The organism is Rhizobium sp. CRRU65 (assembly GCF_048551595.1).
Classification (GTDB): domain Bacteria; phylum Pseudomonadota; class Alphaproteobacteria; order Rhizobiales; family Rhizobiaceae; genus Rhizobium; species Rhizobium leguminosarum_J.
Genome location: NZ_JBLYZH010000004.1, coordinates 213,517 through 238,132, shown reverse-complemented (window position 1 = coordinate 238,132; position 24,616 = coordinate 213,517). Strand labels below are relative to the sequence as shown.

The following is a 24,616-nucleotide window of genomic DNA, read 5'->3' as shown; positions in this document are numbered from 1 at the left end:
TCTTTGAAATCCGTCCGTCGCGGATAATTTCGCCTTTGGCGGGTCTGTCAATGGCTTGCGACAATTGTTATGGTCGCCCGCAGCCATCAGGGCTCTCATGTTTTCGTCAGTTTCGTAGATATTAGCGTTGACAGTTTTTTCGAAAAATCGATGGCGGGACCTGGCAATCCGCCTGCCGAAAACGACTTTCGGTGCATTCATGCTGCTGTTTTGGACGTGGTGGGCGCTGCTTGCCGTCTTCCGGGCCTTCCCCGCAATAGACATCTATTTTTCCCAGCTTTTTTTCGTGGGCGCAGATTGCGACGCGGCTGCTGCTGCCGGGAGCATCTGCGGCGGCTTTCCCTATCGCGACGTCGCGGCCTTCGACCTGCTGCGCACCGTCTTCTTCCGCCTGCCCTATGTGGTGGCGATCGTGATGGTGTGGAAACTCGTCGAGTGCTACCGGCAGCATGGCGCGACCTTCAACGCTGCGCGGGCGCAAAAGCTCAAAGTCGCGCTCGGAACGCTGCTGATCGGGCCGGTGCTGCTCGTCAATGTCGTCCTGAAGGAACATTGGGGCCGGCCGCGGCCGATACAGACGGATATTTTCGGCGGTGCGCTGCATTTCGCCGAGGCAGGTTCGCTTGCCGGTAAATGCGTTTCGAACTGCTCATTCATCTCAGGCGAGGCTGCAAGCGCCGGCTGGCTCTTCTGCCTTCTGCTCTTTGTTCCGAAATCCCTGCGTTATGCGCTGGCGCCGCCCGTGGCGGCGATCTCGATCCTCACCCCGGCGATGCGGCTATCCTTCGGCGCGCACTACCTTTCCGACGTCGTTCTCGGATGGCTTTCCTCGCTTGTCGTCTTCGCCGCATTGCTGGCGTTAACTGAGTCGCAACAGCATCAAAAAAATTCTGAAATTTGAATGAATTTTTGACACCAGCTTGTCGCAAAAGCGCGACAAAGAGCGTAGAGGGATTCTCCTGCAAAGCCGTTTGGGCGTGCAGGTGCTTTCAAGGGCAGGCATGAAACTACTCGAGACATACATATTGCGGCGCGTCGGCCAGATGTTTCTCGTGGCGCTCCTGCCCGTTCTGGCGATCATTTGGACGACTCAGGTTCTGCAGCGCATCAATCTGGTTACCGACAGCGGCCAGTCGATCGGCTCGTTCGCCAAGCTGGCGACGATGATCCTGCCGTCGATCATTCCCGTCGTGCTGCCCTTCGCTCTCGTTATCGCGATCACCCAGACGCTGACGACGATGAACAATGATTCCGAGCTGACCGTCATCGATGCGGCCGGGGCGCGGCGCAGCGTGCTGATCCGTCCGATCCTGCTGCTTGCCGCCGCCATCAGCGTCTTTTCATTCTTCGTCGACAACGTCGTCGAGCCGCGCGCAAAGACCGTCGTGCGCCAGATGATCGCCGAGACCTATGCTGACCTCCTCTCTTCGGTGATTGAGGAAAAGACCTTCCGCAAGCTCGATGAAGGCCTGTATGTGCAGATCTCGAAGCGGATGGCCGGCCGCATGCTGAAGGGCCTTTTCGTCGCCGACGAGCGCGACCCGGCCTACGAACTGATCTATTATGCGAAGGAAGGCGCCGTCGACGATACGGGCACGACGCTGATCATGCATGAGGGCGAAGTGCACCGCAAAACGCCCGATGGCAACGTCTCAGTCATCAATTTCGATTCCTATTCCTTCGACCTCTCGGACATGACGGAGAATCGCGGTCAGGCGACGCTGCGCGCCAGCGACCGTGACCTGTGGTTCCTGATCAATCCGGATCCGGCCGACAAGGACTATACGATCCGGCCGCAGAGCTACCGCGCCGAACTGCATCGGCGGCTGACCGACTGGATCCTGCCCGTCGTCTTTGCGCTGTTTTCGCTGGCGATCGCCGGCGATGCGCGCTCGCACCGCGAAGCGCGGCTGCATCCGATGGTGAGCGCTCTCGCCTATGCCTTCGCGATGCGATGGGCGGCCTTCTACGCGGCCAATCAGATCGATACCGACCCTGAATATATCGCCGTCCTCTACGCCATCCCGATCGTCAGCAGCATCGTCTCGATCGTCTTCCTCGGCCTGCACAAACGACTGGTCATGCCGTCGTTCATCCGGGACCGGATTTCGTCCTTCTGGAGAGGGATGCAGGAAAGGCTGCTTGCCGTGACCGGCAGGACCGGCGGGGGCGCTGCCCAATGATGTTCGGGACATTGTCGCGTTATTTCTTTCGCCGCTATCTGGTGACGACGGGCTGGTTCCTGATCGGCGTCTCGGCGATCTCCTTCCTCCTCGATTTCAGCGAGACGGCGGGCCGCATGTCCGGCCTCCCCGGCTACACGATCGGCGGCGGCGTCCTGATGACCGCCGTGCGCCTGCCGCTCATCCTGCAGCAGACGGTGCCGTTCATAGCTCTCTTCGTCGGCATGACGGTGCTGATCGGCCTCAACCGCAAATATGAACTCGTCGTCACGCGCGCAGCCGGCATTTCGGTCTGGCAGTTCATGTTCCCCTTCATCGCCGGCTCGCTGGTGCTCGGCCTGTTGACGATGGCGGCGCTGAACCCACTTGCCGCGTGGGGACAGCGCCAGGCGCTGCTGGTCGAATCCGACTGGCGCGGCGAGAACGCGGTTCTGCGCAAGGCACCGCAGATTCCGTGGCTGCGCCAGATCAGCGGCCGGGACGATGTCATCATCGGCGCCCAAACGGTCCAAGAGAGCGGAACCAAGCTGATCGACGCGGTGCTGATCCATTTCGATTCAAGCGGTCAGGTCATTCTGAGACAGGACGCCGCCACGGCAAAGTTGGAAGATGGTTACTGGCAACTTAACAACGTTGTCGAGCGCAAGCCTGGCGAAATCCCCGTGCGTAAAGCTTCGGTTCAACTTCGCACCAATCTGAAACAGGACTTCGTCCAGGAGCGGCTGACAGCGCCGGAAACAATTGGTTTCTTTGACCTTTCCAACCGGATTGCGGCGGCCAAATCCTTCGGCATCTCGACCAAGGCGCTGGAGACGCAATTCAACTCCCTGTTGTCCCAGCCATTGCTGCTGGTGGCCATGACTTTCATAGCCGCAACAGTGTCCCTAAAATTTAGCCGGTTCAACCAATCCCGCTCCGTGATTCTGGGTGGCATCCTTTCGGGCTTCATGCTTTATGTCATCACCGTGCTTGTAAAGGCATTCGGAAGCAGTGGAGTTGTGCCCCCCTTCGTGGCGACGTGGATACCGGTGGTCGTCGCGCTGGCCTTGGGTGCGACTATTCTGCTTCATCAGGAGGACGGCTAGTGGCGGCAGGCGACCGCAAGTATTTTATTAGTAAACAGCTGGTTGCCCTGCTTGTCGGCGCGACTCTATGTTCCTATTTCGGCAGCGTCCCGGCCTCTTACGGCCAGGCCAGCGCGCCTGAACAAAATATCGAGACGAAGATCCCCGAAGGGGCCAAGCTTCTGCTTTCGGCCAATGAACTGGTCTATAACCGTGACGCCGACCTGGTGTCGGCGGTTGGCGGCGTGCAGATCAACTATGGCGGCTACAAGATGGTCGCGCAGAAGGTCGAGTACAATCAGAAGACCGGCCGGATGATGGCGCTTGGCAATGTCGAGCTGGTCAGCCCGGACGGCAACCGTATCTATGCCGACAACCTTGATGTGACCGACAATTTTGCCGACGGGTTCCTGAACTCGTTGCGCATCGAGACCGCCGACAATACCCGCATCGTCGCCGAAAGCGGCGAGCGCGTCGGCGGCACGAAGATGATTCTCAACAAGGGCGTCTACACGGCCTGCCTTCCCTGCGCCGAAGATCCGAAGCGCGCGCCCTTCTGGCAGGTCAAGGCCCAGCGGGTGATCCAGAACGGTGAGACGCATACGATCCGTCTGGAGAGAGCACGCTTCGAGTTGCTCGGCCATCCGATCGCCTTCCTGCCGTTCATCGAAGTTCCCGACAATACGGTGAAGCGCAAGTCGGGCTTTCTCTTCCCGACGATGAGCCTGTCGCAGAATCTCGGCTTCGGTCTTTCCGTTCCTTATTATTATGTGATCTCGCCGAGCATGGATGCGACGGTCACCGCGACGGGCTACACGGCCCAGGGCTTCCTCATCGAAGGCGAATTCCGCCAGCGCTTTGAAAATGGCACACATATCCTGCGCGTTGCCGGCATCGACCAGGCAAAGCCGGGCAATTTCAGCTCCGGCACCACCGATGCCGAAGCTAACCAGCGTGGCATGGTGGCATCGAAGGCCGAATTCCGCATCAATCCGCGCTGGACGTTCGGCTGGGACGTCATGATGCAGAGCGACAACAATTTCTCGAAAACGTACAAGCTGCGGGGCCTGACCGGTACGGATCGTACCAACCAGATCTACCTGACAGGGCTCGGGAAACGCAATTATTTCGACATGCGGGCGTTCTATTTCGACGTCCAGGATGCCGATCGGACGAATACCGCTGAAAAGCAGCAGGCGATCGTCTATCCGTCGCTCGATTACCACTATGTGGCGCCGCAGCCGCTTGCAGGCGGCGAACTGTCGGCGGACGTCAACCTGACGAATATTTCGCGCACCCATGACGACTTCTATACCGTCGACGGCTTCGACCGCTTCCGCGGCCTGAAGGGCCAGACCTCGCGGCTGACTGCCGAGCTGCAATGGAAGCGCACCTATGTCACGCCGACCGGCCTGGTGATCACGCCGCTGCTGGCCGCGCGCGGCGATGCCTTCGCGCTGAATATGGATGATCCTACAGGCTACACAGGCAACTATGTCGACGGCAATTCCGCCACCCGCTCGATGTTCACGGCCGGGCTGGAGATGCGTTATCCGATCCTGATGACGACGGACAATAGCACCCATATCCTCGAGCCGATCGCACAGATCTATGCCCGCCCCGACGAGCAGCTCGCAGGGCGCCTGCCGAACGAAGATGCGCAGAGCTTCGTCTTCGACGCCACCTCGCTGTTCGACCGCGACAAGTTCTCGGGCTACGACCGGATCGAAGGCGGTACCCGCGCCAATGTCGGCGTTCAGTACACCGGTACATTCGACAGCGGTTACAAGCTGCACGGCATCTTCGGCCAATCCTATCAGATCGCCGGCCAGAATTCGTTTGCGACCGATGACCTCGTCAATGTCGGTGCGGATTCGGGCCTTGAAACCGACCGCTCCGATTATGTCGGCCTTGGCGGCGTCGAAACACCGTACGGCGTTTCCGTCGCAGCCTCCTACCGCCTCGACGAGAAGGACTTCGAATTCCGCCGCGGCGACCTGACGACGGCCTACCAGAACGACACCTTCTCGACGCAGCTGACCTACACTCATCTTAGCGCTCAGCCGGCATATGGCTTCGCCGAGGACAATGACGAGATCCAGACCAACAGCAGGGTCAAGTTCAAGGATTACTGGTCCATCTTCGGCGGCATTGCCTGGGATCTGAACAATGATGTGATCAGCCGCCGGACGCTCGGCCTCTCTTATGAAGACGAATGCACGATCTTCACGATCGCCTATACGGACAGCAGGGATTCCGACGACGAGACGGCAAGCGACTGGACGATCGGCGCTCGGCTGACCTTCCGCACGCTCGGCGACATCAAGATCGGCACCGACACCCTGGAATGACTGACGGACGGCGCAAAGATGGGCTGAAGCCATTCTTTCGCCGTAAGCCTGTGCAGGACATTGCCGCCAGTCGATATCTGAGGCATAGGGGTTTCGCGCCGTGTCTCGCACTGTGGTAAGAACGCCGCGAACAACGTCTCGCGACGCTATCGGGAGGTCAACAGATGATTCACGCGAAAAATGCCATAACCAAGTTCCTCGCCGGGGCAGCGCTTGCATTGCTGACGGGCCTTGCCGGTCCAGCGCTTGCGGCCAGTGAAGTCAAGGCGGTGGTGAACGGCACGGCCATCACCAGCGGCGATGTCGCCAAGCGCCAGGCTTTCCTGCGCCTGCAGCATACGAAGGCCGATGCCAAGGCCGCCGAGGAGCAATTGATCGACGAGGCGCTCAAGCGGCAGGAAGTCACCCGCGTCCATATGTCGGTTTCGCAGCAGGACGTCGATGCGTCTTTCGCGCGCTTTTCCAGCGGCAACAAGCTTTCCCCTGAGCAGATGTCGCAGATCCTCGATCGCGCCGGCGTCGGCGTCGATCATTTCAAGGGTTTCATCGCCGTGCAGATGAGCTGGCCGCGTGTCGTCAACGCCCGCTACGGCTCGACCTCACGGCTGTCGAACTATGATCTCGTCTCGCGCATGATGCAGAACAACAAGCAGAAGCCGGTGACGACGGAATATATGCTGCAGCAGGTCATCTTCGTCATTCCGCAAGCCAAGCGCGGCGCCATCACCGGCAAGCGCAAGGGCGAGGCCGAGGCGTCGCGCTCCAAATTTCCGGGCTGCGATCAGGCAAAGGTGTTTGCCGCGACGATGCGCGACGTTTCCGTGCGCGATCTCGGCCGCATGCTCGCCCCCGAGATCCCGCCGGACTGGAAGCCGCTGGTCGAGCAGGCCAAGGGCAACACGACAGGGACCCGCGTCACCGACAAGGGCGTCGAATATCTGGCAATCTGCAGCCAGCGGCAGGTCTCCGACGACCAGGCCGCCGAGATGGTTTTCCGCCAGGAAGATCTCGACAAGTCCAAGGGTGGCAAGGACGCCAGCCCGGAAAACGAAAACAGCAAGAAATACCTGGATGAACTGCGCAAAAAGGCGCAGATCGCCTATCGCTGACCGACAATGGCGATACCGTTTTCGCGACCGCTTGCGCTGAGCCAGGGCGACCCCGCCGGCATCGGGCCGGATATTACTTTGACGGCCTGGCTGAGGCGGCGTGAACTCGGGCTGCCACCCTTCTTCCTGATCGGCGACCCCGATGTTCTGGCGCTGAGAGCCCGCCAGCTCAATCTGGCGGTTTCGATTCGCGAGACCGATAAAGCCAGCGAAGCCGCCGGGATTTTTGCCGACGCGCTGCCCGTCATGACCATACCTGCTGGTATCGAGGTCGTGGCCGGCGAACCGCATGAGGCGACGGCGAAAGGCACGATCGCGTCGATCGAGAAAGCCGTGTCGCTTGTCATCAGCGGCGAAGCGCTCGCGGTCGTCACCAATCCGATCGCCAAGGCCGTGCTTTACGAGGCAGGTTTCCGGTTTCCCGGCCATACCGAATTTCTCGCCGATCTCGCCGCCAGGGCGACCGGCCGGCCGGTGACACCTGTCATGATGCTGTCCGGACCGAAGCTCCGGGCCATTCCCGTCACCATCCACATTCCGATCCGGGACGTGCCGGCGGCGCTGACGGGCGAACTGATCATGGAAACCTGCCGGATCGCCCATGAAGACCTGAAGCAGCGCTTCGGCATCGAGGCACCGCGGCTCGCCGTTGCCGGCCTCAACCCGCATGCGGGCGAAGGCGGAGCGATCGGCACGGAGGACGAAGACGTCATCCGCCCGGCGATCGAGCGCCTGCGCGACGAGGGCATCGATGCGATCGGCCCCCTGCCCGCCGATACGATGTTTCATGACGAGGCGCGGTCGCGATACGACGTCGCCATCTGCATGTATCACGATCAGGCGCTGATCCCGGCCAAGGCACTTGGTTTCGACGACAGCGTCAACGTGACGCTCGGGCTGCCCTTCGTGCGCACCTCGCCGGATCACGGCACAGCTTTCGGCATTGCCGGCAAGGGACTGGCGCGCGAGCACAGCCTCGTCGCAGCGCTGAAGCTCGCCGCGCAACTCGGCCGCAGTGTGGAAAGCCGTCGCTGATGGCAGCACTCGATGGCCTGCCGCCGCTTCGCGACGTCATCCAGCGTCACGGCCTCGATGCGCGCAAGGCGCTCGGGCAAAATTTCCTGCTCGACCTCAACCTCACGCAGAAGATCGCCCGCACGGCGGGTACACTCGAAGAGGCGACCATCGTTGAGGTCGGCCCCGGCCCTGGCGGATTGACGCGGGCGATCCTGGCGCTCGGCGCCAGAAAGGTCATCGCCATCGAGCGGGATCCCCGCTGCCTGCCGGCACTCGCCGAGATCGCCGATCATTATCCCGGCCGGCTGGAGGTGATCGAAGGCGATGCGCTGAAGATTGATTTCGAGACCTTGGTCCCGGAAGGCCCGGTCAAGATCATCGCCAACCTGCCCTACAATGTCGGCACGCAGTTGCTGGTCAATTGGCTGCTGCCGAAAGCCTGGCCGCCGTTCTGGCAGTCGCTGACGCTGATGTTTCAGAAGGAAGTCGGCGAGCGTATCGTCGCCAACGAAGACGATGACCATTACGGCCGCCTGGGCGTGCTCTGCGGCTGGCGGACGGAGGCACGCATGGCCTTCGACGTGCCGCCGCAAGCCTTCACGCCGCCGCCGAAAGTGACGTCGACGGTCGTGCATCTCATACCCCGCGACACCCCCATACCCTGCGCCGTCGCCAACCTGGAAAAGGTGACGCAGGCCGCCTTCGGCCAGCGCCGCAAGATGCTCCGTCAAAGCCTGAAACCGCTCGGCGGCGAGAGCCTGCTCGTCAAGGCCGGGATCGATCCGGCGCGGCGGGCTGAAACCTTGTCCGTCGAGGAATTCTGCCTTCTCGCGAACAGCCTGTAGGGCAACTCCAGCGAGGTGCGAAGCGGTTTTCCCAGGAGTTTACTCTAAAGCGACGGCGTCTCTTCCAGCAACTCGCGGACGAAGTCGAACATGCCGTGGCGGCGGTCGCGACGCAGGCGTTCGGCCTTGACGATCGACTGGACGGCGTCGAGGGCGGCGTTGAGATCGTCATTGACGATGACATAGTCGTATTCGCGCCAGTGGGCGATCTCGGCGCGGCTGTTGGCGAGGCGCGTCTGGATGACCTCCTCGGAATCCTCGGCACGGCGATGCAGCCGCGACTGAAGCTCGGTCATGGTCGGCGGCAGCACGAAGATCGAGACGACGTCGGCCGACATCTTCTCCTGCAATTGCTGGGCGCCCTGCCAATCGATGTCGAAGAGCATGTCGCGGCCTTCGCCCATGGCCTGCTCGACCGGCTCGCGCGGCGTGCCGTAGAAATTGCCATGCACCTCGGCCCATTCGAGCAGCGCGTCGCTATCGCGCAGCCGCTCGAACTCGCGCACACTCTTGAAGTGGTAATGCACATCCTCGACTTCGCTCGGGCGGCGCTGGCGCGTGGTGACGCTGACGGAAAGGCCGATTTGCCTGTCGGTCTCCAGCAGCGTGCGCGCGATGGTGGACTTGCCGGCGCCCGACGGCGACGAGATGACAAGCATCAGACCGCGGCGGGCGATCTGCACGGGCGAGGATTTCGCCGGTTTCATGTCTTACTCCAAATTCTGGACCTGCTCGCGGAACTGGTCGATCACGACTTTCAGCTCGATGCCGGCAGCGGTGACCGCCGAAGCATTCGACTTCGAGCAGATGGTATTCGATTCGCGGTTAAATTCCTGTGCAAGGAAGTCCAGCCGGCGCCCGGCGGGGCCACCTTTCACCAGGAGATCGCGCGCTGCGGCGACATGAGCCTTCAGACGATCGATTTCCTCGCGCAGATCCGCCTTGGTCGCCAGTAGCGCGGCTTCGGCATGCAGCCTGTCGCGGTCGAGCGCGGCCATGCCGTCCATCAACAAGGCAACCTGCGCAGCAAGCCGCGCAGCGATCTCCCGCGGCGAGCGCGAGGGATCGGCCTCGATCATCCGAGTCAGACCTTCGATCGTCGTGACGTGGTCGTGAAGAATGCGGGCCAGCGCCAACCCTTCCTGTTCGCGCATTGCTCTCAGATCGGCAAGCGCGGCCAGAAGGCCGGCAGCGATATCGGCGTCACGGGCGGCAAGCGCCTCCTCGCCATCCTCGCTTTCGCGGAACTCGACGATGCCGCGCACCAGAAGCAGCGTATCGAGCTTCAGCGGCGCCGGATCGATGACACCGTCCAACTGCTCGCGCATGGCCAGCACGGCAGCGAGCGCTTGCCTGTTCAGCACCGCCTCGAAACGGTTCTCGTCGGCGGTGACGGATAGCGATGCCTGCAGGTTGCCGCGGCTGAAGCTTTCGCCGGCGAGGCGGCGGACGTCTGCCTCCATGCGTTCGAGGCCGGGCGGCAGGCGCAAGCGCAGGTCGAGGCCCTTGCCGTTGACCGAGCGCAATTCCCATGCCCAGCGCCAGCGGCCGCTCGTTCCCTCGCGCCGCGCAAAACCGGTCATGGACTGCAAAGCCATGCGTGCCTCCCGAAAGTCTCAGTTGATCTTCTTTTTCTTCGGCGGCGCGACGGTCGCGCCACTATCCGCCGGCTGCTCTTCCGGCTGGCCGTCGACTGCGATGTTCGGGTCCGAACCCTTGTCGGCTTCGAGCTTGCGCCAGCGCTTGACGTTGGCATTGTGCTCCTCGAGCGTCGCAGCGAAAACATGGCCACCGGAGCCGTCGGCGACGAAATAGAGGTCCTGCGTCTTCCAGGGATTGGCGACGGCTTCCAGCGCATCCTTGCCGGGATTGGCGATCGGCGTCGGCGGCAGACCCTTGATGACATAGGTGTTGTAAGGTGTATCCCGCTTCAGGTCCGACTGGTAGATCGGCCGGTCGGCCGGTTTGCCCTCGCCGCCGAAGAGGCCGTAGATGATCGTCGGGTCGGACTGCAGGCGCATGCCCTTGCCGATCCGGTTCAGGAAAACGGAGGCGACGTGGGCTCGCTCGTCGGGAACGCCGGTTTCCTTTTCGACGATCGAGGCGAGTGTCACGAATTCTTCCTTGGACCGCAGCGGCAGCGACGAGTCGCGCTTGTCCCAGATCTGATCGACGAGCTTCTGCTGCGCAGCCGCCATCTGTTCGATGATTTCCGAGCGCTTGGTGCCGCGCGAGAATTTGTAGGTATCCGGACGCAGGCTACCCTCGGTCGGCAATGCCGCCGGCAAGTCGCCTTCCAGCACGGTATCCTGCAGCATGCGGTCGAACATCTGTCGGACCGTCAGTCCCTCAGGGAAGGAAACGGAATAGAGAATGGACTTGCCCGATTTCAGCAGCTCCATGATATCTCTCATGGATGCCCTCGCCTTGATCTCGTATTCACCCGCCTTGAGGCTCTCACCGGCAGAAAGATGCGTTGCCGTGAGATAGCGGAAGATGCGGGCATCACTGATGATCGCGTTGCGCTCGAGGTTCGAGGCGATTTCGGTCAGACCAGCGCCGTTGCGGACGATAAAATTGGTGTTGGTCTGCAGCGGACCGGGATTCCGATAGGTCGATGTGGCGTAGTAGAAGCCGATGATGGCGACGACACAGACCAGAACCGCCAACGTCATGATGAAGTTCAGGAAAAGAACGACCTGGCCGCGGGCTTTCTTGGACCGCTTCGGCGGCTCCGGAACGCGTTCCGGACGCAGGGCTTCGCTCGGCGACTTCGGGATGATCGGTCCCTTCTGCGCCTGGGTATCGTTGCTCTGGTTCGTCGTATCGCTCACCGGCAATCCTCTAAAACTTGACCCTCACTTCGCTATTTCGCGAAGCAATGCGGCAAAAGCAGGTTCTGCCGCCGTTCAACGACGCCGCTGCCGGTCGTTATGCTTTCGCACGCCCTGCCACGCAACGTAGAGGACGGCCGGCCTGCGGTGCAAGGGAGACCCATTACACCGCTTGCAGGACTCTTATTGCGCGTAGCGGCGCAGTACGAGCGACGCGTTCGTGCCGCCGAATCCGAACGAGTTGGACAGCGCCACATTGATTTCCCGCTCACGCGCCTTGTGCGGGACAAGGTCGATCGCCGTCTCACGTTCGGGATTGTCGAGATTGAGCGTCGGCGGCGCGATATTGTCGCGAATGGCGAGCGTGGTGAAGATCGCCTCGATGGCGCCTGCAGCACCGAGAAGGTGTCCTGTCGCCGACTTAGTCGAGGACATGGAGATCTTCGACGCCGCATTGCCGACCAGCCGCTCGACGGCGCCGAGTTCGATCGTGTCGGCCATGGTCGAGGTACCGTGGGCATTGATGTAGTCGATATCGGCCGGCGTCAGCCCGGCGCGCTTCAGCGCCATCGCCATGCAGCGACCGGCGCCCTCGCCGTCTTCGGACGGCGCGGTGATGTGATAGGCATCGCCCGACAGGCCGTAGCCGACGATTTCGGCGTAGATCCTGGCGCCGCGCGCCTTGGCATGTTCCAGTTCCTCAAGCACGACAATGCCGGCACCCTCGCCCATGACGAAGCCGTCGCGGTCGCGATCATAGGGGCGCGACGCTTTCTTCGGGTCGTCATTGTGTTGGGTCGACAGCGCCTTGCAGGCGGCAAAACCTGCAAGCGAAATGCGGCTGACAGGGGATTCCGTGCCGCCGGCGACCATGACGTCGGCATCACCCAGCGCAATCAGCCGCGCTGCATCGCCGATCGCATGCGCACCCGTCGAGCAGGCGGTGACGACCGAATGATTGGGTCCGCGCAGCTTGTGGCGGATCGAGACCTGGCCGGAGACGAGGTTGATCAGGCGGCCGGGAATGAAGAAAGGGGAGATACGGCGCGGGCCCTTGTCGCGCAGGGTGTAACCCGCCTCGACGATGCCTTCGATGCCGCCGATGCCGGAGCCGATCAGCACGCCGGTGGCGATCTGGTCCTCATCGGTTTCAGGATGCCAGCCGGCATCGGCAAGCGCCATGTCGGCGGCGGCCATGCCGTAGATGATGAAGGGATCGACCTTGCGCTGCTCCTTCGGCTCCATCCACTGATCGACATTGAAGGTGCCGTCGGTGCCGTCACCGATAGGAATACGGCAGGCGATCTTGGCGGGAAGGTCATCGACCTCGAATTCGGTGACGAGGCGGGCGCCGTTCTGACCGGCAAGCAGCCGGGACCACGTCACCTCGGTTCCGCATCCCAAGGGTGATACCATGCCGGTACCGGTGATGACGACACGTCTCATCGCGTGCTTTCCCCCGTCTCTTATGTTCTATGGAGAAATATGCCGAAAAGAAAAGGGCGGACTCCAGGCCCGCCCTTTCTCAAATTCACAGGATCAGGCCTGGGCCTTCTCAATGAACTTCACTGCATCGCCGACCGTCAGGATCGAGTCGGCAGCGTCGTCAGGAATTTCAACGCCGAATTCTTCTTCGAAAGCCATGACAAGTTCGACCGTGTCGAGCGAGTCAGCGCCCAGATCGTCGATAAAGCTGGCGCTCTCGACGACCTTGTCGGCATCAACGCCAAGATGATCAATAACAATTTTCTTTACGCGTTCTGCGATATCGCTCATGTCGGTTTCCTCGACCTTATGTCCTGATCGGAATGCCATCGCGGCACCCCTACCCTGTTTCAGCCTGCGATGTTTTCAGACATCCTCGGCAAACTCGTTTACCCGGCTTCAGAGATGTCCCAGGCTTGCAAAAAGCCCGCCGGTCCGTCTGCTTTCTCGGGACGACTGTTCACAGTCATGGCCCGCTTAACATGCTTTATGTCTGCCGCAAAGCCAGAAAATCAACGGTTCGTGATTGCTCAACATGCTATTGGCGGAAATATTCCCATGCCAGCGGTTTGTCGTTTCAGATCATCGCCATGCCGCCGTTTACGTGCAGCGTCTGGCCCGTCATATAGGCAGCCTCGGAGGACGCAAGGTAAGCAACCGCCGAAGCGACTTCGCCACCCGTGCCCATGCGCTTCATCGGGATCGCCCCCATGATCGCTTCCTTCTGCTTATCGTTCAGCTTGCCGGTCATGGCGCTCTCGATGAAACCGGGTGCCACGCAGTTGACCGTCACGTTGCGGGTGGCAATTTCCTGCGCCAAAGACTTGGTGAAGCCGATCATGCCGGCCTTGGAGGCGCAGTAATTGGCCTGGCCCGGATTGCCGGTGACGCCGACGACGGAAGTGATGTTGATGATGCGGCCATAGCGGCGGCGCATCATCGGATGCGTCAATTCGCGCGTCAGGCGGAAGGTCGCTGTCAGGTTCACTTCGATGACGCTGTCCCAGTCCTCGTCGCTCATGCGCACGAAGAGGCCGTCGCGGGTGATGCCGGCGTTGTTGACGAGAATGTCGACGCCTTCGAGATCGGCCTCGGCTTTCTGGCCGAGCGCCTTGACCTCATCGCGGTCGGACAGGTTCGCCGGGAAGATCTTGACGCGCTCGCCGAGATCGGCGGCCAGCGCTTCCAGCTTCTCGACGCGGGTGCCATGCAGGCCGACGACGGCGCCCTGCTTATGAAGAAGGCGGGCGATTTCCTCGCCGATACCGCCCGATGCGCCGGTGACGAGAGCCTTGCGGCCGGAAAGATCGAGCATGGAAACGTTCCTTATATAAGGGACACCAAATCCGGTGTCCGGAGATACCAATCAGGCCATGAGGGCGGCGACGGCCGCGTCGATATCCGCCGGACCGTTGACGGAGATGCCGTTGATCGTCTTGTCGATGCGGCGGGCAAGGCCGGTCAGCACCTTGCCGGAGCCGAGTTCGTAAAGCGTCGTGATGCCATTTCCAGCGAACCATTCCACCGTCTCGCGCCAGCGGACCTGGCCGGTCACCTGCTCGACGAGGAGGTTCGCGATTTCGTCGGCGCTCGTCACCGGGGCGGCACGGACATTGGCGATGACAGGCACGACGGGATCGGACTTGGCGACTTTTGCCAGCGCCTCGCGCATGGCGTCGGCGGCAGGCGCCATCAGCGCCGAATGGAAGGGAGCGGAGACTGGCAGCAGAATGGCACGCTTGGCGCCCTTGTCGGTCGCAAGGCCGGCCGCTTTTTCGACGGCTGCCTTCTCGCCCGAGATGACGATCTGGCCGCCGCCATTGTCGTTGGCGATCTGGCAGGCGCCGACAGCGGTGGCTGCCTCGCAGACGGCAACGACGTCGGCATGTTCGAGGCCGATGATTGCAGCCATGGCGCCGACGCCGACGGGGACGGCTGCCTGCATGGCATTGCCGCGGATACGCAACAGCCGCGCGGTGTCGGCGAGCGAAAAGGTGCCGGCGGCACACAGTGCCGAATATTCGCCGAGCGAGTGGCCGGCGACGTAGGCGACCTTGGACTTCAGATCCAGCCCTTTGGCTTCGAGAACGCGGACGACGGCGATCGAGACGGCCATCAGCGCCGGCTGGGCGTTCGCCGTCAAGGTCAACGTATCCTCGGGACCGTTGAACATGACGTCCGAAAGCTTTTCACCGAGCGCGTCATCGACCTCATCGAAGACGGCGCGGGCTTCGGCGAAATTCTCGGCGAGATCCTTGCCCATGCCGACGGCCTGACTGCCCTGACCGGGAAAAGTGAAAGCAATGGTCATTCTCATATTCCCTGGCTCATGCCCCTGAATACGCCCCTTGAGGCTGTTTTGCCTCCAATTGACATTCTTTCCGGCAGAGTCAAGTGGCGGCTCATTCTGCGCAAAGCCTTTCGCACTGGCGCAAATGCCCGGTTTTTGCTCTTGCGCTCCGCCAAATCCAGCCTAGATTTGCGCGAACCCTCCCAAGGCTGTCACCTCTCTCCCAAGGTTTTTCCATGAAGTACAATTCGCTAGGCCGCACCGAGATTTCCGTTTCAGAGATTTGCCTTGGCACCATGACCTGGGGTTCGCAGAACAGCGAAGCCGATGCTCATGCGCAGATGGACTACGCCGTCGAAAAGGGCGTCAATTTCTTCGATACGGCCGAACTTTATCCGACCACCCCGATTTCGGCCGCTACGCAGGGCTGGACGGAAGACTATATCGGCAGCTGGTTCAAGAAGACCGGCAAGCGCGGCGATATCGTGCTCGCCACCAAGGTCGCCGGCCGCGGCCGCGACTATATACGTGGTGGCGAAGGTGCCGATGCAAAAAATATCCGCCTGGCGCTCGAAGCCAGCCTGGCGCGGCTGAAGACGGATTACGTCGACCTCTACCAGATCCACTGGCCGAACCGCGGCCATTTCCATTTCCGTCAGAACTGGAGCTACAATCCCTTCAACCAGAACCGCCACGAGGCCGTCGCCAATATGCTCGACATCCTGGAAACGCTTGGCGTGCTGGTGAAGGAAGGCAAGATCCGCGCGATCGGCCTTTCCAACGAAACCACCTGGGGCATACAGAAATATCTGACGCTCGCCGAACAGAAGAGCCTGCCGCGGGTCGCCTGCGTCCAGAACGAATACAACTTGCTCTACCGCCATTTCGACCTCGATCTCGCCGAACTCTCGCATCATGAGGATGTCGGGCTGCTCGCCTATTCTCCGCTCGCCGGCGGCATCCTCTCCGGAAAATATGTCGATGGCGGCAGGCCGAAGGGTTCGCGCGGCTCGATCAACCACGATATCGGCGGTCGCCTGCAGCCGCTACAGGAGCCGGCGACCAAAGCCTATCTGGAGATCGCTGCAACATACCGCCTCGACCCGGCAGCAATGGCGCTCGCCTTCTGCCTTTCCAGGCCCTTCATGGCCTCGGCCATCATCGGCGCGACCTCGATGGAGCAGTTGAAAATCGATATCGGCGCGGCCGACATTACGCTTTCGAACGAGATCCTGGCGGAAATCGCCAAGGTGCACCGGCAGTATCCGCTGACGCTTTGATCCTATTTGTTTGGCGCCTGCCCGATGCCGACCATTGGCCGGCATCGGGTTCGGGTGTCCGATTGCGCTTGCCTTTGCCCAAAAAATCCGTATAAGCCGCCCTGTTCGTTAACCCGGTCTTCTGGCTGGTGGCTGAACGGAGGGCCGGTTTCTTCACGGAAATCGCTCGGAACGGAAGCGTTCCAGCCTCCCGTGTCTCCGCTCTCGACCGTCTCGGAAACGCTTTCTTGCCTGGGTCCGCCCAATCAGGAGCAGTCGTTGAGGCTTAGCCGCCGAATATCGGGTTGAACCAAACGCAAGAAAGGCAAAGCTGTCATGGCTCTTTATGAACATGTATTCCTTGCCCGGCAGGATATTTCCGCTCAGCAGGTCGATGCCCTCGTAGAACAGTACAAGGGTGTGATCGAAGCGAATGGCGGTAAGGTCGGGCGTATCGAGAACTGGGGCCTCAAGTCCCTCACCTACCGCATCAAGAAGAACCGCAAGGCGCACTACGCCCTGATGGACATCGATGCACCGGCTGCTGCCGTCCAGGAAATGGAACGTCAGATGCGCATCAGCGAAGACGTTCTTCGCTACATGACGATCGCCGTCGAGAAGCATGAAGAAGGTCCGTCTGCCATGATGCAGAAGCGCGACCGTGACGACCGTCCGCGCGAAGGCGGCCGTGGCCCGCGTGAAGGCGGCTTCGGTGATCGTGACCGCGGCCCGCGTCCGCCGCGTGAAGGTGGCTTCGGCGACCGTGACGACCGTCCGCGCCGTCCGCGCGAAGACCGTGTATAAGGGAGATCTGAGATATGTCTGAAACTTCCTCCGCTCCGGTCCGCCGCCCGTTCCATCGCCGCCGCAAGACCTGCCCGTTCTCCGGCGCCAACGCGCCGCGGATCGACTACAAGGACGTACGCCTGCTGCAGCGCTACATTTCCGAGCGCGGCAAGATCGTTCCGTCCCGCATCACGGCCGTTTCCCAGAAGAAGCAGCGCGAACTCGCTCAGGCGATCAAGCGCGCCCGTTTCCTCGGCCTGCTGCCCTACGTCGTCGCCTAATCGGTCGACGCCAACACCTTTGAGGGAAGGCATTCGTGCCTTCCCTTTCCCTTCCGCGATGGGCGCGGATCGGAACTCTTAAAACCCATGTTGAGACGTTTCTGAATTTGATTCAGCAACATCCTCTAACTGCTTGATGAAGCAGGACAGCGACCTTGAAACGACCGAACAATAAAACGCTGCTGATCGGCGCACTCGCCGGATTGACCGCCGCCCTGCTGGTGCTGGGCGCGAGCATGCAGCCGTCGTTTTTCAGCGCGCTTCTCTATACGGCCTCGGCGCTGCCGATCCTGATCGTCGGGCTCGGCTGGGGCAATGCCGCCGCGGTCTCGGCCGTCGTCACCGCTGCGGCCCTCGGCGCGATCTTGATCTCGCCTTCCTTCGCGCTGATCATGACGATGGTGACGCTGCTGCCGGCCGGTTGGCTGAGCCATCTCGCCAATCTGGCGCGTCCGGCCTCAGAACTCGGCGGCCCCGACCATCTGCTTGCCTGGTACCCGCTCTCCGATATCCTGCTGCATCTCTGCGGTCTGGTGACGCTCGCCGTCATCGTCATCGGTGTGATTATCGGCTACGGGCCTGAGATCACCGATCCGATCGTCGATCTGCTGATCACCTCGCTCAAGCAGCAGCAGCCGGAATTCATGCCCGATCCGGCAGCGACCGCGCAGACCAAGTCGCTGATCCTGCTGATGCTGCCGGCTTTGCAGGGCGGCATGTGGGTCAGCATGCTGTTTGCCGCCTATTATTTCGCCGTGCGCATCGTTGCAGCGTCCGGCCGTGGCCTTCGTCCGCGCGAGGATATTCCCTCGTCGCTGCGGATGAACCGCAACTCGATCTTCATCTTCCTGGCCGGGCTTGCCGCCTGCTTTTTCGGCGGCGTTCCGGCGCTGGTCGGTGCGACCGTGATCGGCGCCTTCGGCGCCGGCTTCATGCTTTCCGGTTTCGCCTCGCTGCATTTCCGCACGCGCGGCAAGGACTGGCGCATACCGGCCCTCATCCTCTGCTATCTGGCCTCGATGCTCATGCTGCTGCCAGCTCTCCTCATCCTCGTTCTCGGTCTCAGCGATACGCGCAAGGCGATCGCACTGACCCCGACGAAAGATGCTGATGCCCCCAAACAATCCGATACGAAAATCTGAGACACAAGAAAGGAAAAAGAAAATGCAAGTCATCCTTCTCGAACGCATTTCCAAGCTCGGCCAGATGGGCGAAACCGTAAAGGTTCGCGACGGCTTTGCCCGCAACTACCTGCTGCCGCTCGGCAAGGCGCTGCGCGCCAACGCCGCCAACAAGACCCGCTTCGAAGCCGAGCGCGCGACGCTCGAAGCCCGCAACCTCGAGCGCAAGTCGGAAGCCCAGACGGTCGCCGACGTTCTCGACGGCAAGTCCTTCATCGTCGTGCGCTCCGCCGGCGAAACCGGCCAGCTCTACGGTTCGGTTGCTGCCCGTGACGTCGTCGATATTCTCGGCGCCGAAGGCTTCAACATCGGCCGCAACCAGGTTCACCTCAACACGCCGATCAAGTCGATCGGCCTGCACAAGGTCGAGCTGCAGCTGCATGCCGAAGTCGAAATCCACGTCGAGCTGAACGTTGCCCGTTCTGCCGACGAGGCAGAGCGCCAGTCCAAGGGCGAAGAACTCACCTCGGTCGACGCGATCTACGGCGTCGACGAAGACGCGCTGCGTCCGGAAGACTTCTTCGATCCGGAAGCTGACGGCGTCGACGAAGACGAAGCATAATTTCGTCGGAGCGATCCGCGAGAGAGAAGCCCGGCCACCGCGCCGGGCTTTTTCGTTTCCACCCCTTCGATGTGAGCTGCCGAGCGGTTCGCTTTTTTAAGGGGATCTTCCGGATGTTTTTGCTGCGTGCCTTATCGCATCGCGCTAAAATAACATTCTCCGAAGCGGATGGGCTGAGTCGGCGCCATACCGTGTCGTGCGGGTGACACTGCCAGTATTTCTCCTTTGTGTCGCCCAAGACTGTGGAGAAGTCGAACAACGTGCACAGCGTTCAGGATTTAGGCGAAGCGAGCCCCCGCTCCTTTCGTAGCCTCTTGATTTTCGCGTCCGGAATTGCAAATCCGGAGCTGGAAAAAGACAGAACGGATGATGATGAACGACGCCGCTCGAAAGATTGCAGCTGTTGCCCCGTCGGAGCAGCATTATCGCGAAGCACCCAACAATATCGAAGCCGAGCAAGCGCTTCTGGGTGCGATCCTGATGAACAACGACGCCTATTATCGGGTGTCGGACTTCCTGAAGCCGATCCATCTCTATGAACCGCTGCATCGGAAGATCTTCGAGGTTGCCGGCGATATCATCCGCATGGGCAAGATCGCCAATCCGGTGACGATCAAGACCTTCCTGAAAGCCGACGAGAAGGTCGGCGACATGACGGTTTCGCAATACCTGGCGAGCCTGGTCAGCAATGCCGTCACCGTCATCAATGCCGAGGATTACGGCCGGGCGATCTACGACCTGGCGCTGCGCCGGGCGCTGATTACCATCGGCGAGGACGTCGTCAACATCGCCTATGACGCGCCGCTCGACATGCCGCCGCAGTCGCAGATCGAGGATACCGAACGCCGCCTCTTCGAACTGGCGGAAAACGGCCGCTACGACGGCGGCTTCCAGGCCTTCAACGATGCGGTCGCGCTGGCGATCGACATGGCGGCCGTCGCCAAGGAACGTGACGGCGGGCTTTCCGGCATTTCCACCGGCATCCATTCGCTGGATTCCAAGATGGGCGGTTTGCAGCGGTCGGACTTGATCGTGCTTGCCGGACGCCCCGGCATGGGCAAGACCTCACTTGCTACAAACATCGCCTACAATATCGCCGCCGCCTACGAAGGCGAAGTCCAGTCGGACGGCAGCATGAAGGCAAAGAACGGCGGCGTCGTCGGTTTCTACTCGCTCGAAATGTCGTCGGAACAGCTCGCCACCCGTATCATCTCCGAGCAGACGGAAGTCTCCTCCTCGAAGATCCGCCGCGGCGACATCAACGATGCCGATTTCGAAAAGCTCGTCGCCTGCTCGATGATGATGCAGAAGGTGCCGCTCTTTATCGACCAGACCGGCGGCATCTCGATCGCCCAGCTTTCGGCCCGCGCGCGCCGTCTGAAGCGCCAGCGCGGCCTCGATGTGCTTGTGGTCGACTACATTCAGCTGATGACCGGCTCGGGCAAATCCAGCGACAACCGCGTGCAGGAAATCACCCAAATCACCACCGGCCTCAAGGCGCTCGGCAAGGAGCTCAACGTTCCGATCATCGCACTGTCGCAGCTCTCGCGTCAGGTCGAAAGCCGCGACGACAAGCGGCCGCAGCTGTCCGACCTTCGCGAATCCGGCTCGATCGAGCAGGACGCCGACGTCGTGCTCTTCGTGTTCCGCGAGGAATATTACGTCAAGAATTCGGAGCCGCGCGACATCCACGATCCGAAATATCCGGAATGGGAGGCGCTGTTCGACAAGGTCAAGGGCACGGCCGACGTGATCATCGCCAAGCAGCGCCACGGGCCGACAGGCACGGTGAAGCTCGCCTTCCAGGCGGAATTCACGCGTTTTGCCGATCTCGCCGATCCCTCCTTCACCCAATATGAAGAGCACTGATCGCGCGGATGCTGGGTGCAACGCCGGGCTTTCCCTTGACATAGTTGACCTTTAAACTGGCCGGAGAATCCTTCTCCGGCCTCTTTTCGATGCGGATCATGAGCGAATTTTTCGACGCCCCCGAAGATGACAATTTTGCCTCGGCAGGCCTGCGGCTGACCGTCGACCTGACCGCCCTGACGGAGAACTGGCGCGACATGGCGCGCCGCTCCGGTGCGGCGCGCGCCTCGGCGGTCGTCAAGGCGGATGCCTATGGCATGGGCATCGAGGATACCGGCGAAGCGCTCTATATGGCAGGCGCGCGCGACTTCTTCGTCGCGACCGTCGACGAGGGCGTGACGCTTCGCCTCTATGCGCCCGAGGCGCGCATCTTCGTGCTCTCAGGCATATGGCCGGGCACCGAGCGGCGCTTCTTCGACAATGATCTGGTGCCGGTGATTTCCTCCGATGAGCAGCTCGCCTTCTGGATGGCGGTGCTTGCCGATTACGGCGACTATCCCTGCGCGCTGCATGTCGATACCGGCTTCAATCGGCTCGGACTGCATTTCGACGATGCGATCGCACTCGCCGACGACGTCTCACGGCCTGCGAGCTTCGCGCCTGTGCTTGTCATGAGCCACCTCGCCTGCGCCGACGATCCCAGCCATGCGATGAACCGGCAGCAGCTCGAATCATTCCACAGGGTTAGCACCGCTTATGAAGGCATCGATTCAAGTCTTGCAGCATCGGCCGGCATCTTTCTCGGTGAGGATTATCACTTCGACCTGACCCGCCCCGGCATCGCGCTCTATGGCGGCGAAGCGGTCAGTGGCATGGCGAACCCGATGCGGCCGGTGGCGACGGCGGAAGCGCGCATCATCCAGGTGCGCAGCGTCGAAGCCGGCGAGACCGTCAGCTATGGGCGGGCGCTGCAGCTTCGCCGCGAAAGCCGGCTGGCGATCGCCTCGGCCGGCTATGCCGACGGCTACATGCGCAGCCAGTCGAGCGGCGGCGTGCCACTGCGCCAGGTGGTGCCGCAAGGCGGGCAAGGTTTCATCGCCGGACACAAGGTTCCGGTTGCCGGCCGGATCACCATGGACCTGACGATCTTCGATATCACCGACCTGCCTGACAATGCCGTGCGCGCCGGGGATTATGTCGAACTGTTCGGGAAGAACATGCCGGTGGACGATGTGGCGCGGGCATCCGGCACGATCGGATACGAGATCCTGACCAGCATGGGGCTCCGCCACGAGCGGCGCTACGTGGCCGAAGAATAGCCTTCCTACTCAGCGGCTGCTGAGGGCGAGACGGACACCGAGCGCCACGAAAAGCGCACCGAGGCCGCGGTCGAGCCAGAGTCCGACTTTTTGATTATGCCTGATTGCATCCGCAAGGCGCCCGCCGAGAAGGACGAGCGGCGGTTCGATGAAGGCAGCGACGACGATGATGAGCGCGCCATGCAGCATGAGTTGCGCCCATGCCGGCCCTGCCCCTTCGACGACGAACTGCGGCAGGAAGGCCAGGAAGAATATCGCCACTTTGGGATTGAGCAGCGACACCAGAATTCCCTGCCGGTAGATCCTTGCCACCGGCAAACTTTCACCAGCAGCCTTTATCAGGCCATCGCCGCCACCGGAGCGCAAAGCCTGAATCCCGAGCCAGACGAGATAGGCGGCGCCGATCCATTTGACTGTCGAGAAGGCGACGGCGGAAGCGGCAAGTATGGCCGAGAGGCCGAGTGCGGCCATCAGCACATGCAGGCAGGCGCCGGACCAGACGCCGAACAGCGCGGAAAAACCGGCACGTTTTCCGCTTTTCATCGTGTGACCGAGGATGAAAGCGATGTCGGGACCGGGCGAGAGATTGAGCAGAACCGCCGCCGAAAGAAATGCAAGCCAGTGCGCAAACGAATAATCGAACATTTTCCACCGTTCCGAATGAGGAGCAAAGGATAGGCATGGGTGCGCTGATGGGGAAATCATTAGTTTTGATCCGTTGCGATAGCCATTATCTCAAGCACGACAATGATTCGATGAAGCGGCGCGTCGCGTCGCTCGCGAACCCGGACTGAAAGAGTAATTGATGGCGAAGGCCAGGACACAATTCATCTGCCAGAGTTGCGGCACGGTTCATAACCGCTGGGCCGGCAAATGCGAGAACTGCGGCGAGTGGAACACCATCGTCGAGGAAGACCCGATGGGCGGGATCGGCTCCGGTCCTGGTAAGACGCCGAAGAAGGGCCGACCAGTGGCGCTGACGGCACTCTCCGGCGAGATCGAAGAGGCACCGCGTATCCATACCGCCATGTCGGAGCTCGACCGGGCGCTCGGCGGCGGTTTCGTGCGCGGTTCGGCGGTGCTGATCGGCGGCGATCCCGGCATCGGCAAATCGACGCTGCTGATGCAGGCCGCCGCCGCCCTTGCGCGGCGCGGCCACAAGATCATCTACGTCTCCGGCGAAGAAGCCGTGGCGCAGGTGCGGCTGCGGGCACAACGCCTTGCGGCGGCCGATACCGACGTGATGCTGGCGGCCGAAACCAATGTCGAGGATATTCTGGCGACGCTCGCCGAGGGCAAGCGGCCGGACCTCGTCATCATCGATTCCATCCAGACGCTGTGGAGCGAGCTTGCCGAATCGGCGCCGGGAACGGTGACGCAGGTGCGCACCGGCGTCCAAGCAATGATCCGTTTCGCCAAGCAGACGGGGGCCGCCATGGTGCTCGTCGGCCACGTAACCAAGGACGGTCAGATTGCCGGGCCGCGCGTCGTCGAGCACATGGTCGACGCCGTGCTCTATTTCGAAGGCGATCGCGGCCATCACTACCGCATCCTGCGCACAGTCAAGAACCGCTTCGGCCCGACCGACGAGATCGGCGTCTTCGAAATGTCCGACAAAGGCTTGCGCGAAGTCGCCAATCCTTCCGAGCTCTTCCTTGGTGAGCGCAACGAAAAATCGCCGGGTGCTGCCGTCTTTGCCGGCATGGAAGGCACCCGCCCCATTCTCGTCGAGGTGCAGGCGCTGGTGGCGCCGACCTCGCTCGGTACACCGCGGCGCGCCGTGGTCGGCTGGGATTCGGCACGGCTGTCGATGATCCTTGCGGTGCTGGAAGCCCATTGCGGCGTCAGGCTCGGCCAGCACGACGTCTATCTCAACGTCGCCGGCGGTTACCGCATCTCCGAACCGGCGGCCGATCTTGCCGTCGCCTCGGCGCTCGTTTCCTCGCTTGCCGGTATTGCCCTTCCTGCCGATTGCGTCTATTTCGGCGAAGTCAGCCTGTCGGGTGCCATCCGGCCGGTTGCGCACACCGCCCAGCGTCTCAAGGAAGCCGAGAAGCTGGGATTTTCCGCAGCGCTGCTTCCGTCCGCCTCCGCCGAATTGCCGAAGGGCCCCGGCGGGCGCTGGAGCGAAGTCGCAAGCCTGCCGGATCTGGTCGCGCGCATTGCCGGATCGAAGGGAGCGCTGCGTGTGGAAGACGACGTTTGATCCTTTCATTGCCAAGAGTGGTGATGATATAGGAG

General features: G+C 61.6%; 23 protein-coding genes. 15 read left to right on the top strand and 8 right to left on the bottom strand.

Annotation, left to right across the window (positions count from 1 at the left end; translation table 11 throughout):
• The first annotated feature begins 127 nt into the window (after window positions 1-127).
• The 7 genes from ACM5SV_RS10170 to rsmA all read left to right on the top strand — a co-directional run bounded on the left by ACM5SV_RS10170 (window position 128) and on the right by rsmA (window position 8,569).
• Complete coding sequence (locus tag ACM5SV_RS10170; RefSeq protein ID WP_221965086.1) at window positions 128-901, top strand: phosphatase PAP2 family protein; 774 nt, start codon at window positions 128-130, stop codon at window positions 899-901.
• 100 nt (window positions 902-1,001) lie between these two features.
• The gene (gene lptF, locus ACM5SV_RS10165) at window positions 1,002-2,183 is read left to right on the top strand and encodes an LPS export ABC transporter permease LptF (protein ID WP_012756839.1); all 1,182 of its coding nucleotides are present in this window, start codon (window positions 1,002-1,004) and stop codon (window positions 2,181-2,183) included.
• Entirely contained in the window at window positions 2,180-3,268 is a 1,089-nt protein-coding gene (gene lptG, locus ACM5SV_RS10160; protein WP_012756838.1) for an LPS export ABC transporter permease LptG, read from the top strand. The genes lptF and lptG overlap by 4 nt, the downstream gene beginning before the upstream one ends.
• Window positions 3,268-5,598, top strand: coding sequence for an LPS-assembly protein LptD (locus ACM5SV_RS10155; protein ID WP_017993533.1), 2,331 nt, complete (start codon window positions 3,268-3,270; stop codon window positions 5,596-5,598). The genes lptG and ACM5SV_RS10155 overlap by 1 nt, the downstream gene beginning before the upstream one ends.
• Window positions 5,599-5,762: 164 nt before the next feature.
• Window positions 5,763-6,707, top strand: coding sequence for a peptidylprolyl isomerase (locus tag ACM5SV_RS10150; protein WP_017993532.1), 945 nt, complete (start codon window positions 5,763-5,765; stop codon window positions 6,705-6,707).
• Between the two features lie 6 nt (window positions 6,708-6,713).
• Window positions 6,714-7,742 (top strand): 4-hydroxythreonine-4-phosphate dehydrogenase PdxA, encoded by a 1,029-nt coding sequence (gene pdxA / locus ACM5SV_RS10145; RefSeq protein WP_012756835.1) that lies wholly within the window; start codon window positions 6,714-6,716, stop codon window positions 7,740-7,742.
• Window positions 7,742-8,569: a 16S rRNA (adenine(1518)-N(6)/adenine(1519)-N(6))-dimethyltransferase RsmA gene (gene rsmA / locus ACM5SV_RS10140; RefSeq protein WP_017993530.1), complete on the top strand. Its 828-nt coding sequence runs from the start codon at window positions 7,742-7,744 to the stop codon at window positions 8,567-8,569. The genes pdxA and rsmA overlap by 1 nt, the downstream gene beginning before the upstream one ends.
• Window positions 8,570-8,613: 44 nt before the next feature.
• Here the strand turns inward: rsmA and gmk are convergent, their stop codons facing one another.
• The 7 genes from gmk to fabD form a co-directional block, all read right to left on the bottom strand.
• Complete coding sequence (gene gmk, locus ACM5SV_RS10135) at window positions 8,614-9,276, bottom strand: guanylate kinase (RefSeq protein ID WP_003547062.1); 663 nt, start codon at window positions 9,274-9,276, stop codon at window positions 8,614-8,616.
• A 3-nt stretch (window positions 9,277-9,279) separates the two neighbouring features.
• On the bottom strand, window positions 9,280-10,167 hold the full coding sequence (locus ACM5SV_RS10130) for a YicC/YloC family endoribonuclease (RefSeq protein WP_221965084.1): 888 nt from the start codon (window positions 10,165-10,167) through the stop codon (window positions 9,280-9,282).
• Between the two features lie 18 nt (window positions 10,168-10,185).
• Complete coding sequence (gene mltG / locus ACM5SV_RS10125; RefSeq protein WP_222014311.1) at window positions 10,186-11,403, bottom strand: endolytic transglycosylase MltG; 1,218 nt, start codon at window positions 11,401-11,403, stop codon at window positions 10,186-10,188.
• A gap of 183 nt (window positions 11,404-11,586) precedes the next feature.
• Window positions 11,587-12,849 (bottom strand): beta-ketoacyl-ACP synthase II, encoded by a 1,263-nt coding sequence (gene fabF / locus ACM5SV_RS10120; RefSeq protein ID WP_003558188.1) that lies wholly within the window; start codon window positions 12,847-12,849, stop codon window positions 11,587-11,589.
• A 93-nt stretch (window positions 12,850-12,942) separates the two neighbouring features.
• The gene (locus tag ACM5SV_RS10115; protein WP_003547058.1) at window positions 12,943-13,179 is read right to left on the bottom strand and encodes an acyl carrier protein; all 237 of its coding nucleotides are present in this window, start codon (window positions 13,177-13,179) and stop codon (window positions 12,943-12,945) included.
• 286 nt (window positions 13,180-13,465) lie between these two features.
• Window positions 13,466-14,203 carry a 3-oxoacyl-[acyl-carrier-protein] reductase gene (gene fabG / locus ACM5SV_RS10110; protein ID WP_003547046.1) on the bottom strand — a complete coding sequence of 246 codons (738 nt, stop codon included), beginning with the start codon at window positions 14,201-14,203 and terminating at the stop codon, window positions 13,466-13,468.
• Window positions 14,204-14,254: 51 nt separating this feature from the next.
• Entirely contained in the window at window positions 14,255-15,199 is a 945-nt protein-coding gene (gene fabD / locus ACM5SV_RS10105; protein WP_222014312.1) for an ACP S-malonyltransferase, read from the bottom strand.
• A 215-nt stretch (window positions 15,200-15,414) separates the two neighbouring features.
• Here fabD and ACM5SV_RS10100 point away from each other — a divergent pair, with 215 nt between their 5' ends.
• The 7 genes from ACM5SV_RS10100 (at window position 15,415) to alr (ending at window position 22,375) form a co-directional block, all read left to right on the top strand.
• The gene (locus tag ACM5SV_RS10100) at window positions 15,415-16,458 is read left to right on the top strand and encodes an aldo/keto reductase (RefSeq protein ID WP_222014313.1); all 1,044 of its coding nucleotides are present in this window, start codon (window positions 15,415-15,417) and stop codon (window positions 16,456-16,458) included.
• A 315-nt stretch (window positions 16,459-16,773) separates the two neighbouring features.
• Window positions 16,774-17,241, top strand: coding sequence for a 30S ribosomal protein S6 (rpsF, locus tag ACM5SV_RS10095; protein WP_003547040.1), 468 nt, complete (start codon window positions 16,774-16,776; stop codon window positions 17,239-17,241).
• 14 nt (window positions 17,242-17,255) lie between these two features.
• On the top strand, window positions 17,256-17,504 hold the full coding sequence (rpsR, locus tag ACM5SV_RS10090; protein ID WP_003547038.1) for a 30S ribosomal protein S18: 249 nt from the start codon (window positions 17,256-17,258) through the stop codon (window positions 17,502-17,504).
• 155 nt (window positions 17,505-17,659) lie between these two features.
• Window positions 17,660-18,646, top strand: a complete 987-nt coding sequence (locus ACM5SV_RS10085) for a DUF2232 domain-containing protein (RefSeq protein WP_221967472.1) — start codon at window positions 17,660-17,662, stop codon at window positions 18,644-18,646.
• Between the two features lie 22 nt (window positions 18,647-18,668).
• The gene (rplI, locus tag ACM5SV_RS10080; RefSeq protein WP_012756828.1) at window positions 18,669-19,247 is read left to right on the top strand and encodes a 50S ribosomal protein L9; all 579 of its coding nucleotides are present in this window, start codon (window positions 18,669-18,671) and stop codon (window positions 19,245-19,247) included.
• 372 nt (window positions 19,248-19,619) lie between these two features.
• Complete coding sequence (locus ACM5SV_RS10075) at window positions 19,620-21,116, top strand: replicative DNA helicase (protein ID WP_012756827.1); 1,497 nt, start codon at window positions 19,620-19,622, stop codon at window positions 21,114-21,116.
• Window positions 21,117-21,205: 89 nt separating this feature from the next.
• On the top strand, window positions 21,206-22,375 hold the full coding sequence (gene alr / locus ACM5SV_RS10070; protein WP_222014459.1) for an alanine racemase: 1,170 nt from the start codon (window positions 21,206-21,208) through the stop codon (window positions 22,373-22,375).
• Between the two features lie 9 nt (window positions 22,376-22,384).
• On the opposite strand, the gene ACM5SV_RS10065 is transcribed toward alr, so the two are convergent.
• The gene (locus ACM5SV_RS10065; protein ID WP_012756825.1) at window positions 22,385-23,020 is read right to left on the bottom strand and encodes a LysE family translocator; all 636 of its coding nucleotides are present in this window, start codon (window positions 23,018-23,020) and stop codon (window positions 22,385-22,387) included.
• A gap of 160 nt (window positions 23,021-23,180) precedes the next feature.
• Between ACM5SV_RS10065 and radA the strand changes: the two genes are divergently transcribed.
• Window positions 23,181-24,581, top strand: coding sequence for a DNA repair protein RadA (radA, locus tag ACM5SV_RS10060; protein ID WP_026157303.1), 1,401 nt, complete (start codon window positions 23,181-23,183; stop codon window positions 24,579-24,581).
• The last annotated feature ends 35 nt before the right edge of the window (window positions 24,582-24,616 follow it).